Here is a 12,266-nt window from a genome sequence, read left to right as displayed (position 1 = left end):
CAACCCGAAAACCCGCACGCAGGCCGGTCAGGCTCCGAGATGCCGCATTGATCCATGGATGCGGGCAAGCCGTTCAATATCCGGCAACGACGAGGATTCCGGTTTGCGCCCCAATGCTGTAAAGGCGGCGCATGTCGGATCTCGCTATCGTCCTGTCACTCCTCCTCGCCGCTATCGTAATGTTCGCCCTCGGGCGGCCTCGCATGGACGTCGTCGCGCTCATCATGATCGTCGCCCTGCCGCTTTCCGGCGTCATCAGCGTCGAGCAGGCGCTGGCGGGCTTTTCGGATCCCAGCATCATTCTGATCGCCGCGCTTTTCGTCGTCGGCGAGGCGCTGGTGCGAACCGGCGTGGCGCAGCGGCTCGGCGACTGGCTCGTCACCAAAGCAGGCCGCAGCGAGGCCCGGCTCATCACGCTTTTGATGGTCGTCGTCGCGGGTATCGGATCCTTCATGAGCTCGACCGGCGTGGTGGCAATCTTCATTCCCATCGTGCTGCGAATTTCACGCAATACCGGCATCGCCGCCGGCCGCCTTATGATGCCCCTATCCGTGGCCGCGCTCCTCAGCGGCATGATGACGCTTGTGGCGACCGCGCCGAACCTCGTCGTCCATGGCGAGCTCGTCCGCAACGGCTTCGACGGCTTCAGCTTCTTCGCCTTCGCGCCGTTCGGGCTTCCGCTGCTTGGCCTGGCCATTCTCTACATGCTGGCAACCCGGCGGTTCCTGAACGCCACGGCCGTCACGCCCCATGAAACGAACCGGCCCTCCCTGAAGGATTTCGTCGATGCCTATGGTCTTCACGGGCGCGAGTTCCGGCTGGTGATCACGCCCGGATCGCCCTTGACGGGACGGCCCCTGGAAGAACTCGACCTTCGCGGCAGTACCGGGATCAACATCGTCGCGATCGAACGCATGCAGCGCTTTGCGCGACAACTGCTGCGTCCCCAGGCGCAAACGCGTCTTGAAACGGGTGATATCCTGCTGATCGACGTGGGCGTGCGCGAGTTCGACCTCGGAAAGTTCGGGGAACGCTACGGGCTGAGGCCGCTCCCGCTCGTAGCGGGATACTTTAGCGACCGGACGCAGGAGATCGGCATGACCGAAGTGCTGGTTCCGCCGCAATCCGCTCTCGTCGGCAAGACGGTGGTGGCGGCCCGGTTCCGATCCCGGCACGACTTCGCCGTGATCGGGATCAAACGCGGCCTGAATCCACTGGAAGGTCCTGTCGCGGAAATTCCGTTGCACGCAGGCGATACGATGCTCGTGGTCGGGCCGTGGCGCGCCATCCGGCGTCTGGCACAGGGTTCCGATCGCCTGGTCCTGCTGGATACCCCCATGGAACTCGACGATGTTGCGCCGCGCGCCGCGCGTGCGCCACAGGCGGTCGCGATCCTGTTGCTGACCATCGCGTTGATGGCGAGCGGCATCGTGCCGACGCTGATCGGCGCGCTCATCGGCTGCCTGCTGTTCGGCCTCTTCGGCTGCATAGATATGAACTCGGCCTATCGCTCGATCCACTGGCAGACGCTCATCCTGATCGTCGGCATGCTGCCCTTCTCGGTCGCGCTACAGACAACGGGCGGCACGCAGCTGGCGGCCGACTGGCTGCTCTCGGCCATCGGCGCGTCCTCGCCTCGCGTGGTTCTGGCAGCGCTTTTTCTGACCACCGCGTTGCTCGGGCTGTTCATCTCGAACACGGCCACAGCCGTTCTCATGGCGCCGGTGGCAATCGCACTCGCTTCGGCGCTCGGCGCATCACCCTACCCGTTCGCGATGATTGTCGCGCTCGCCGCATCGGCGGCGTTCATGACGCCGGTCTCCTCACCGGTGAATACGCTGGTGCTTGGACCCGGAAACTACCGCTTCTTCGATTTTGTTCGCATCGGCGTACCCTTCGCGCTCATCGCCATGGCGATGAGCGTCCTGCTCGTGCCGATCCTCCTGCCGCTGTAGTTGTCTTATTCGCTATGACGACATGGCGCGACATGGCAGCAAACGCTTCTGATCGGAACGACCGGCATGGGCTTGTTGCCGCGCGAGCACCTGCAACAACCGCTATAATCTCATTAGACGTCCGTCGCTTAACATCCCCAGACCCAAGGCAAGTTCGACCGCTGGCACCAGACCCTGATGAATCGCATCCTGCTTGAAAACTACTCTCTACCCGGCGGATCTCGAAGCCCAGATCGAGGCCTTCGTCGAACACTACAATCACCAGCGCTACGAGAGCTTGGGCTGCCTCACCCCACCTGACGTCTACTTCGGACGCGGCGACACATCATCCTCGAACGAGAAAGGATCAAGCGACCTTGCTCAGTGCTCGCGCGTTCGTTCTGGCTTATGAGACCGGACGGGCTCCGAACCTGCTGCCAATATTGGAACTCCGTCAGCGCCGTCCTGTTGGTCCCAATAGACCCGCAAGCGAAAGGTCGAGCCCATGTTCAACACAAAAGGATTTGCCCTTATGGCAGCGATCATCGTCATGGTCGCGGTAGCGATCTACCTCCTCTCCACTCGCGAGGGAATGACACCCGAAGGAACTGCGATCCCAACGGAGCAGGCAGACTGAAGACGGCGCTTCGCAGAGCAGGCTCTGATCCTGGCTGCCGCGCATGTTTCCGTCGACAGGCCTCGCTGCAACGCCGTTTGCCTTAAGGCGATTATGCCTCTAGCAGGCAGCGGCGGCGGGTGATGGAGAGCGACAACGACCGGCATCTACGTTCTTTGGCCCCCGGCCATCGCGTGATATGCTTGAATAAGATCAAGCTGGACAGACCAGAGATTGCAGATGGCCAGAAGCCGAGACCGCCGTGGATCGCAGCGCTCCGAGTGGAGTGATGAGGCCCGTGATGATTTTGCCGAACCGAGCTTTTTTCAGCGGCCAACGAGAAGCACCGCGCCAGGACTGGACACGGTAGTTCTTTGGTTTAATGCAGAAAAGGGATTCGGCTTTGTTGAAACCCCTGATGGCAAAGCTTTTCTCCACATGCGGCAGCTTGAGGCTGCAGGCTACACGACTGTGTCGAACGGCACGCCGATGAGGGTCGTTATCCAGCACGGAGATAAGGGTCCGCACGTTGTTGAGGTTCAGGACGTCGGACCGGCGCCAGAAGGGCAGACCATCTCGCTACAGCCTGGCGATAACCGACAACCGAACGACAATATTGCTGGCGAGGTTCAGGGGCTCGTGAAGTTCTACAATTCCGACAAAGGGTTCGGATTCATTGGTCTTAACGATGGGACCAAGGACATTGGGCGGATTACGAAGCTCAGTCGCCGTCCACCAGAACGAACTGGTCACCTTCACGAACGAGTTTCGAGCCGGCCGGGAAATCGATGTAGGGCACGATTGACCTGTCGATATTGGCAATCACGTTGACGTCGACAATAGTGTCCGCTTCATCCTCGCCCGCAGCTTGAAAGCGCCAGCCGCTGTCGCTCGTGTCTTCGGTCTCTTCGCGATACATGACGCCGACAGGCCGGCCTTCAACCGCTATTTGGACACTTGCCCGGCAACTCCCCATGCCATCGACCAGCGGCTCGATATCTTCTGGGGCAATGGCGTATCGTTTCGGCATGGGTGCTTCCTCTCACTTCGAACCGGCGGGAGCTGCCTCAACGCCACGTTGGCGCATAGGCTGCATGTTGTTCACGAGCGCCGTTCTGGGTTGCCCAGGATGAGATGACGAAGGCCAGCAGAACAAGCGGCAGGACCGTAGCGCCCTCCCCGAGCTGGAAATGTGCATTTGTCGCCAGTAACAGATGGTAGAAGAACCCGGCGTAGGCCAACTGCGCCAACCAAATTGGCCGCCGCGCGAGGATGGCAACTATGCCCGCCAACTTCACCGGAATCATGACGCCGACCATGTAAGCGGGATAGCCAAGGCGCTCATACTCCGACGCCCAATAGCCGTAGTCAGTGACATAGCCGAACACGCTGTAAGCGTAGAAGCCGGTGAAAAGCAGCGTGAATACCCAATACCCGATTTTGATCGGCATGATGATCTTTCCCATAGAACGGTCGGCAAAGCCGGATATCGGAGAACAAGAACGGGCGCCCGGTGTTCCACCGCGGCGATCTGGCGCTACCTCCTCTTGCGGATGCCACGCCTCCTTCCGAGGTTCTTGAATGCGCCGCTCCAATAAGCCAGCCACACCACAATTGCGACGGACCCGCTACTGAACAGAATTATCGACACAGTGCCAAATTCTGCCATGGAAGTTCTCCTTCTGCAGAAGAACTGGCCCGAGCAAACCGGGTTCCAGCAGCACTATTGCAGGCATCGCCAATCATCTAGCCACGGTCACGCTGCATGTGGCCGAAATCACCACGGCCTCCGATACAGAGCCCAGCAAGACACGTCCGATAAACGGCGGGTTCCCAGTGCCAACCACAATATGATCGGCCCCGATTTCATTCGCGCACTCCAGAATCGCCGAAGCAGCGTCCGAGCTTTCGAACACGATGCGCTTGGTTCTCTTGGCGCCATGCGTACGGGCGTATCGACATGCGATCTCCAGCATTTCCTGAACCTCGGCCTCGGTCCATGTTGGCACCGGGGGATAGCCGCTGGATGGCTTGATCTCATTGACGACGAGGAAGTTGACCTCACTGTCGAATTTGGCACCAAGCTCGACGGCAAATTTCACAGCTCGCTGGGCGTGGGCGCTGCGGTTCAAGCAGCAAAGGATGTTCTTGGTCACCTATCCGCCCTTCATTTAACGACGTGGACCGGGATGTCAGACAGCGCCAGAACTTTGATGGCCTGGCTGCCGAGCGGAAACCTGTCGTCTGTTTGTCCCGTCGAACCCATGAGGATCATCGAGGCGTCACATGCCTCCGCCGCGTCGAGGATGCCCTGATATGGTTCCTTCTCCTCGATCGGCATGGCGATTCCCGAGCACGCCTGAACGGCAGCATCCAGTATCTTCTGGAATTCCGCGATCCTGGCCGCTCGAAGTTCTGTGAAGAAGGCCTCCGGAAACCTGCCGTCGTTCTGGGATGGAGCAAACATCGGTATTGCCGGACAAACGACAACTACATGAACTGCGGCACCTGTCTGATCTGCAAGAGCCTTAGCCTGCGAAACCGCTTTCGCGCCAAGTTCCGATCCATCGGTCGCAACAAGAATTCGCTCGAACATTGCATCCCTCCATATCCATCAGCGGGATAGGAACCTTTGAGCGCGATGAGTTCAAGGGCGCAAAGCGTCTCAGGCCGGCGGTTGAGAACACTCTTTCCGGTTTCAGAAGCCTCTTACCCAAGACATACAACCTGTCCGTCGTCAGAACATTTGGCGAAAATCGCGGCGTAGGTTGGTCGAAGAAACAGCTGCGGACGGGCGAAGACTGGGACCGGGCGTGGAGATACATCGGATCGATCTTCAGCAAGGTTTCTCCCGCTTCCGTGACCATGCCCGCGATTTCCATCTGACGGCAGAACATCGAGGAGTTCACGATCAAATTTGACAATCGATTTCAGGACAAGCCACCGCGGTTGTGAAAGTCAGCGCGCGCCGAAGATCATTTCGCGGAGCCAATGAGAAAGCAGTTCATCATAGGCCTGCTTGCTCTTCTTGTCCGACAAGGCATGATCTGCCCCTGAAATTACCCGGTATGTCACTGATTTGGCGTTGACGAATGAGCTGAGATAGCTGGCGACCGCCGGATGAGGGACAAGCTCGTCATTTTCGGATTCAACGATCAGCACATCCCCGCCGAACGATCGGCAACGGTCCAGTGCAACATTCGTGTCCGGAGCGATCAATGACCGCCGGTAGACGGCGAGATCGCTCCTGTCGAGATCGAATTTCGGCGTGGTCCAATCCTCATCCCGATAGAGCGCCGGAACGCGAAGCCCAAGCCATCGCACCGGGCGCCGGGCGGTCAAAATGGCCGCGAGATAGCCGCCGTAACTGCTGCCGATTACGGCAATCGACGTGAGATCGACATGGGGCTGGCCGGCCAGAAAATCATAAGCCTTGCAGACATCTGCCAGATTGTCCTCGCGAGTGACCTGACGCAGATCGCACGACGAATCGCCATGGCCGCGAAGATCGAACGTAAAGCAAACGAAGCCGAGTTGGGCGAGGAGCCGTGCGCGCCTCGTGTCGCGCTCCTGACTGCCGGCCCACCCATGCACGAACAAGACCGCCGGCACGCCGGTTGCAGGCTCCACCAGACGGCCCGACAAGATGCCCCCGTCGATCGGGAGATGAAGAGATTTAACCCGCAAACCGGTCCTCCAGGACAGCATATTTGAGGAGATTGCCGATGAAGGGGTCGTTTCCCTGGAAGATGATCATCGCATCGGAGGGAGCGATGGCACCCAACCCATAGCGTTCGACCGTCCGGGCACGCACATTCTGAAGAAGCGGATCGGCGCTAAACGCTTCAAGCGCCAGAATTTCAGCTCCCGAAGCGCCGCCGATTCGCCATGATTGCTCAAGGAGCCCGATGCGAATGACATTATTCCAACCCACACCACAGGCGATGTCGTAATTGCGCCGGGAAGCGATGAAGCCATTCAAATGCGTCTCGGCGAGTGAATCGAACTCAACCGCCTTCGCGATTGCATCGCGGACAGTCTCCGTCATCGCTTCAGTAACCAGACGATCGAATCCTCCACGGACAATGAACAGGTCAGACCCACCATATGCTTCCTGGCCAACATTATCGCGCGTCAGGCTCTGAGTGCCAAAATAGCTGATTTCGCAGCCGGGAACCCTGACCTGGCCGACACTGAGCGTATCGACATCTTTCAGGTTTTCCTCAAGCACCAAGCCAAGAGCGATTGTCTTGTCATCAATCTTTCCTAGCTTGGCCTGCAGATCAGGAAGATTACGGAAAACCTCCTGGTCCCGTCCGCCGTCCCGATAGACCTGTTTGAGACGCACTTCGCCGCAATGCTCGAAAAGCATGCGTCCCGCTTCGAGCGCGTCTTGCCTCGCAAATGCGGTGAAACCGGCCAAGGTCAGCGGAGTGACGGCGACGCTCAAGGCATGCGACCACTGCGGGGGCGCGATGGCAGCACCGGAAATGAGAGGATGCGTGATTGCTTTCGTCGCCATGAAACTCTCCGCCGTCGAGCCACCGAAAAAGGCGTTTTCGTCAGCGACTCCCAAGCTGTCCGCTTCCGCGCCTACCAACGGCCTGCGGGGTACAAGGTAGCTACCAGCCAACGCGACTTCCGAATCCAGTTCGCCTCCGTAGGCATAGCCGAGCAGAGCGGCGAGCCTGCGGCTTAACACATCATGACCGGCATGCTCGTGTCGGGCGAGATTCATGCATTCCAGCGTGAAAACCGTACGCTGCGGTGCGCCTACGGTCTCGTTTGCGTGTTGTAAACGTTGTCGACCAACCGAAGGGGACACCGTGGTCATTCGCCGTTCCCTTTCGCGCTGCCCGGGATCATCCGTTCCAACACACGCACGATCGTGAGTATGATCGCGCCAAAGCCGACACCCGCGAGCACAAGAATTGTCTGTCCGGAACCGGCCGCGATGCCGACGGCCGCGGCAAGCCAGATATTTGCAGCCGAGGTCAGATTGTGGACCTCGCCCTTGGCAAAGAAGATCGCGCCGGCGGCGACAAAGCCAACGGCCTGGGCAAGCCCTTGCACGACACGGAGAGGATCGACATTCGCACCGCCAGCAGCCTGCAGATCCTCATAGACCATGAACGCGGAGACCGAGATCAATGCAGAACTGAGCGCCACAAGAGCGTGCGTGCGAATGCCTGCAGCAATGCCGCGCATCTCGCGATCCAGGATAGCGTCCGTCAATGTTCTCTAATCGCACGTGTCAAGCTGGAGCTATCGTCGGTCGGGCTCACGGTTCTCTTCGAGGTCGGAACGCGTCCGCCTCAGCATGGCGTCGGATGGGTTGAACGGGCCAATGTGGTGTTCGCGGTCGCCGGAGCGGATCCGGCCCTCGCCTGTTGACCGTCGGCACTCGATTCTCGCCATCGTCCCGGCCGGACGATCTCTGCAACTCACATCAATGCAACTCGGTCATTTCACTCACGCGGCGGTCGGTTCTGTGACACTGCTGGACCAACGGAAGGCCTCGCCGCTTCTCCACATAGCATGAAGCACAACAGCAAGCTTGCGAGCGACCGCTACCTTGGCCCGCTTGAAGCCACCGCGCTTTGCGATCCGCAGGCCCCAGGTTTTGAGAGGCGAGGGCCTGGCGACCCGAGTGAGCAACGCGTTGGCCGCTTCGTAGAGGCTGCGCCGCAGAAAGTCGTCGCCCCGGCGCGATATGCGGCCGGCCTTCATTGTCTCACCAGATGCGTATATCTTCGGCGTCAGCCCAAGATACGCCCCCGTGCTCGCGGATCGGCGGAACCTCGACGGGTCGTCGATGGTAGCGACGTAACCGAGCGCGGTCACCGCCCCAACGCCTGGCACCGTCATCAGATGGCGCACGACGGGGGTCGTCCGAGCCATCGAGCGTACTCTCGCGTCAAGCGAAGAGACCTGGGCGGCAATATCGGCTCTGGCCTTCATAAGCGCGTCGACCACAGCGCGGATCGTGGGCGAGATATCCAGCTCACCTGCAACGATCTCTTCCGCGCGTCGGGCGAAGCCTCCAACGCGCTTCCCGAACACGATGCCGAAGGTGCGCAAGACGCCTCGGATTTCATTTTCCAGGCTACAGCGAATCTGGACGAGTTGGCTGCGCGCCGCTAGCAGCGCTCGCGCTTCATGGCTCGGTGCCGACTTCACGTGAACAATCTTGCACCACCCGGTGCGAACGATCTGCGCCAAGCCGACCGCGTCGTTTCGGTCGGTCTTGGCCGGCATCATCGACAGCGCCGCGTTCGCGTGCCGGGCATCCATACAAATGATCGGCACACCGGCCGCCTTCAACTCGTTCCAGAGCCAGACCGACAGCGGCCCCGTTTCCAACCCTGCTCGGGTCACCGAGAATTTAGTCAGCACGTCGGCGATCGCCTCGGGACAGGTCGCGACCTTGCGCTCGGCGATGATACGGCCTTCGGCATCAACGATGCAGATCGACGTTTTCTCCTGGCTGATGTCCAGTCCGGCAAAGTATTGCATAGCGGTACTCCTCGCGTTTGGCGGCATTGGTCTCTTGCCGCCGGTCAGTTTGAAGGGCCTTCACCATTGAGGGGAGGCCCCATCCGCGATTGACGCTATGTGGTGTAATTTCGGGTGTGGTTCCGGGCCGTCATGATCAGGCGGCTCTCGGTGTAATCTGAAGCGTCTTTTCCTCTTCGATTGTTGGCGGGATCAGGTCGGCCATCGCCTCTACCTGCATGTATCGGTGTTGAAGCTGCCACTCGTCATTGGCTTCGAGCAGGACCGCGCCGATCAGGCGGATGATGCTGTCCTCGTTGGGGAAGATGCCGACGACATCGGCGCGACGCTTTACTTCCTTGTTCAGCCGCTCCAGCAGATTCGTTGAATGGAGCTTGGTGCGATGCTGAGCCGGGAACGCCATGTAGGCGAGCACGTCAGCTTCGGCGTCGTCCAGGAAGGTTCCCAGTTTCGGCCATCTGGCGCGGAGCTGGTCGCCGACATGCCGCCAGGTCTGGACGGCATTGTCGTGGTCGGGTTGGATGAAGGCCTGTCGGATCGCGGCAGCGACCATGGTGTGCTGGCCCTTGGGAACGTAGGCGAGCGCGTTGCGCATGGCGTGAACCCGGCATCGTTGCCATGTCGCGCCGAGCACGCGCGTGATGGCGGCCTTCAACCCTTCGTGCGCGTCGGAGACGACCAGCTTCACGCCGGTCAGCCCGCGCCGCACCAGATCGCGCAGGAAGCTCGTCCAGAATGGCTCGGCCTCGGAGGGGCCGATATGCAGCCCGACGATCTCGCGTTTTCCGTCCGTGTTGACGGCGACTGCGATTATCGCCGCCACCGAAACGATCCGGCCGCCCTCGCGCACCTTCAGGTAGGTGGCATCGAGCCACAGATAGGGCCAGTCCCCAGCCAGGGGGCGCTTGAGGAAGGCATTCACCCGGTCATCGATATCCTTGCACAGCTTCGACACGGACGACTTGGAGATGCCGGTCATGCCCATCGCCTGCACCAATTCATCGACCTTGCGGGTCGAGACGCCGTTGATCCAAGCCTCCTGGATGACGGCCACCAGCGCCTTCTCCACCGTCTTGCGCGGCTCCAGGAAGCCGGGAAAGTAAGCCCCGTTGCGCATCTTCGGGATCTTCAAATTCAGCGTGCCTAGCCGGGTGTCGAGCGAGCGCTCGCGGTAGCCGTTGCGCCACGTTTGGCGAGCTTCGCCGCGCTCGTAGCGGCCAGCGCCAACCAGGCCCTCGACATCGGCCTCCATGATCAGTTGCAGGACGTTCTCGGCTATGACCCGTAGAAAATCGGGATCGCCGCTCTTCGCGGCAAGCTCAGCCAGCGGTAGTCTGTCATCGGTCATCGGGGCTTCCCTCTCGGTCAGGTTGAAGTCGCGAAACTCCACCTTATCCGACAGGCCCGGTGACCACCCGAGACAGGGCGAACCTGGCAGCGAAATCTCCACCGCAAAGTCCACCCGCATCTCCCAACGAAATTACACCACGAGCGCGGACGCTACCCGATCCAGTCCCAGCAAAAGCCCGGCGACTGTCGCGATCGCCAGCCTGTAGAGAATTTCCCAGGTATCCATCAGCATCCCCACTCGCTCTCTAAGCCACAAAGCGAACGCCGCGTCTGCGGCGTTGTTCCGGCGACAGAATGGAGATGGCTAGAAAGGGACTCGCCAGCTTTTGCAATGAGCTGCACCCGCTTGGGAAGGCCGAGAGCGGAGAATGAAAGCAACCTGTTGCCATGGCACCTTCAGATTGCGACCAGAACGGTGATCGGGCTGTGTGCGAACAACTCGGCGAGCGGCGTTAGCGGTCGGACGTCGAATTCGGTGTCCGTCACCACATTGCGCATGCGGATGGCCGTTCCCGCTTGCAGAATGGTATCGCCCCACGTCCGACGTGGAATGCGGTCTTCTTCATCGAACCGCCCGGCTGATAATCTCGGCACCGCCACAATGGCGTCGCGTCCGCCAAGTCGCGTCGCATAGGCAAAACCATATGCGGCGTTCGGCCATGAAAGCTCAAGTGGGACATAAGACGGGGACGCTTCGGTACGCTGCCCTCCCCCGCGCAGCCAGCAGCAATGCGATCAGTCGCTGCTTGGCGTCGGCATGCAGCCATCGTTCCAAGTGACGGGCGCCCGCGAAAAGTTGGCAGTTAACCGGCCGAAGTGCACATATTTTTCTGTTGTCCGGATCGAGGCTATCGTCGAACTCCTCGGTTCCCTGATAAATGTCCGGTAGACCGGGCAGGGGCAGCTTGATAGCCGTTTGCGCCAGACTATTGATCCATCCCGCACGGTGCAGCTGCGCGACGAACGCACCCCGCCCCAACCCTGGATGTCGGCTCCGCCGCGAATGAGCATGCGCCGTCCCGGATCGCCGGACCCTTGCGAGAGCGGCTCTGTTTGGCCAAACGCCGGCATAGAATGGAAAATGGACGGTATGGCGGTGAGCACGCCAGCCGCGCCGGCATAGCCAAGGAGAGTGCGTCGGGTCATTGACTTGAAACGAAGGTTGGTACGTGAGGACGTCATTTTCGGCTCCTGTATGCAAGATGATGGCAAAAGGGTCATCCAATCTCGATTGGTGCGGCGACCTGGAACGGTTGTGCTGGCTTTTATCTGCCCGCGGGCGCCGCGGCTGTCCGTCAATCGGAGGGGCGACCAACGGACAGCCAAGGGGTCAGTCCTCGATCGGCGGACCGACGATGATGGTTCCGTACTCGGCTGCGAGCGCCGCCAACTGTTCGGGCGCCAGGCCAGCGATCTTGGTGAACAGCTCCTCGATACCTCCTGGCACGAATGTTGCCACCATATGCACCTGCTCATCCGTGCCATTCTTCCAGGCATGGACAGTGCCCGCCGGAATTGCGACCACGGCGCCCGGCTGAACCTCGAAGACTTCGTCGCCCAGCGCGAAGGTGGGCCTGCCTTCCAGGACGTAGAAGACCTCATCCTCTGCGTGCGTGTGACGCGGCGCGGCGCTGCCCGGGGCTGCAAACGATTCCATGATGGCGTAGCGGCCGTTGACGTCGGCGCCATGTACGCGGATGGAAAGACGCTCACCCGGTATCGCTTCGAACCAGGCTATCTGGTCATGATGATCCACCACCGGTGCGATCGTTGAGTGGGAAGCGCCTAGCGGCGATATCGTGTCGACTTTCGTCATTTCATTGCTCCTACTGTTGGACTGATTGTCGTGG

12 protein-coding genes and 1 pseudogene are annotated in these 12,266 nt (G+C 60.4%); 3 read left to right on the top strand and 10 right to left on the bottom strand.

Going from position 1 to position 12,266, the window contains the following annotated elements; genetic code table 11:
• Positions 1 to 131: 131 nt before the first annotated feature.
• The 3 genes and pseudogenes from ACT6QU_RS12670 to ACT6QU_RS12660 all read left to right on the top strand — a co-directional run bounded on the left by ACT6QU_RS12670 (position 132) and on the right by ACT6QU_RS12660 (position 3,381).
• On the top strand, positions 132 to 1,955 hold the full coding sequence (locus tag ACT6QU_RS12670; protein WP_444836935.1) for an SLC13 family permease: 1,824 nt from the start codon (positions 132 to 134) through the stop codon (positions 1,953 to 1,955).
• A 132-nt stretch (positions 1,956 to 2,087) separates the two neighbouring features.
• Positions 2,088 to 2,309, top strand: a pseudogene (locus tag ACT6QU_RS12665) (integrase core domain-containing protein); the annotation flags it as partial.
• 481 nt (positions 2,310 to 2,790) lie between these two features.
• Positions 2,791 to 3,381 carry a cold-shock protein gene (locus tag ACT6QU_RS12660; protein WP_444836934.1) on the top strand — a complete coding sequence of 197 codons (591 nt, stop codon included), beginning with the start codon at positions 2,791 to 2,793 and terminating at the stop codon, positions 3,379 to 3,381.
• Here the strand turns inward: ACT6QU_RS12660 and ACT6QU_RS12655 are convergent.
• The 10 genes from ACT6QU_RS12655 to ACT6QU_RS12610 form a co-directional block, all read right to left on the bottom strand.
• Positions 3,272 to 3,580, bottom strand: coding sequence for an immunity protein Imm33 domain-containing protein (locus ACT6QU_RS12655; RefSeq protein ID WP_444836933.1), 309 nt, complete (start codon positions 3,578 to 3,580; stop codon positions 3,272 to 3,274). The genes ACT6QU_RS12660 and ACT6QU_RS12655 overlap by 110 nt on opposite strands.
• Positions 3,581 to 3,617: 37 nt before the next feature.
• Positions 3,618 to 4,001, bottom strand: coding sequence for a DoxX family protein (locus ACT6QU_RS12650; RefSeq protein WP_444836932.1), 384 nt, complete (start codon positions 3,999 to 4,001; stop codon positions 3,618 to 3,620).
• A gap of 291 nt (positions 4,002 to 4,292) precedes the next feature.
• Positions 4,293 to 4,706, bottom strand: coding sequence for a universal stress protein (locus ACT6QU_RS12645; RefSeq protein WP_444836931.1), 414 nt, complete (start codon positions 4,704 to 4,706; stop codon positions 4,293 to 4,295).
• 11 nt (positions 4,707 to 4,717) lie between these two features.
• Positions 4,718 to 5,146, bottom strand: a complete 429-nt coding sequence (locus tag ACT6QU_RS12640; protein WP_444836930.1) for a universal stress protein — start codon at positions 5,144 to 5,146, stop codon at positions 4,718 to 4,720.
• A gap of 362 nt (positions 5,147 to 5,508) precedes the next feature.
• On the bottom strand, positions 5,509 to 6,195 hold the full coding sequence (locus ACT6QU_RS12635; RefSeq protein ID WP_444836929.1) for an alpha/beta hydrolase family protein: 687 nt from the start codon (positions 6,193 to 6,195) through the stop codon (positions 5,509 to 5,511).
• A gap of 31 nt (positions 6,196 to 6,226) precedes the next feature.
• On the bottom strand, positions 6,227 to 7,384 hold the full coding sequence (locus ACT6QU_RS12630) for a DUF3182 family protein (RefSeq protein WP_444836928.1): 1,158 nt from the start codon (positions 7,382 to 7,384) through the stop codon (positions 6,227 to 6,229).
• On the bottom strand, positions 7,381 to 7,785 hold the full coding sequence (locus ACT6QU_RS12625) for an MgtC/SapB family protein (protein WP_444836927.1): 405 nt from the start codon (positions 7,783 to 7,785) through the stop codon (positions 7,381 to 7,383). Before ACT6QU_RS12625 ends, ACT6QU_RS12630 begins: the two co-directional genes overlap by 4 nt.
• Before the next feature lie 237 nt (positions 7,786 to 8,022).
• Positions 8,023 to 9,066, bottom strand: a complete 1,044-nt coding sequence (locus ACT6QU_RS12620) for an IS110 family transposase (protein ID WP_444836926.1) — start codon at positions 9,064 to 9,066, stop codon at positions 8,023 to 8,025.
• 136 nt (positions 9,067 to 9,202) lie between these two features.
• On the bottom strand, positions 9,203 to 10,414 hold the full coding sequence (locus ACT6QU_RS12615) for an IS256 family transposase (RefSeq protein ID WP_444836925.1): 1,212 nt from the start codon (positions 10,412 to 10,414) through the stop codon (positions 9,203 to 9,205).
• 1,332 nt (positions 10,415 to 11,746) lie between these two features.
• Positions 11,747 to 12,232 carry a cupin domain-containing protein gene (locus tag ACT6QU_RS12610; RefSeq protein ID WP_444803997.1) on the bottom strand — a complete coding sequence of 162 codons (486 nt, stop codon included), beginning with the start codon at positions 12,230 to 12,232 and terminating at the stop codon, positions 11,747 to 11,749.
• Between the last annotated feature and the right edge of the window lie 34 nt (positions 12,233 to 12,266).

Source organism: Aliihoeflea sp. (assembly GCF_052435475.1).
Taxonomy (GTDB): domain Bacteria; phylum Pseudomonadota; class Alphaproteobacteria; order Rhizobiales; family Rhizobiaceae; genus Aliihoeflea.
The sequence above is the reverse complement of the archived record's forward strand: the minus strand, read 5'-3'. Positions and strand labels throughout refer to the sequence as shown.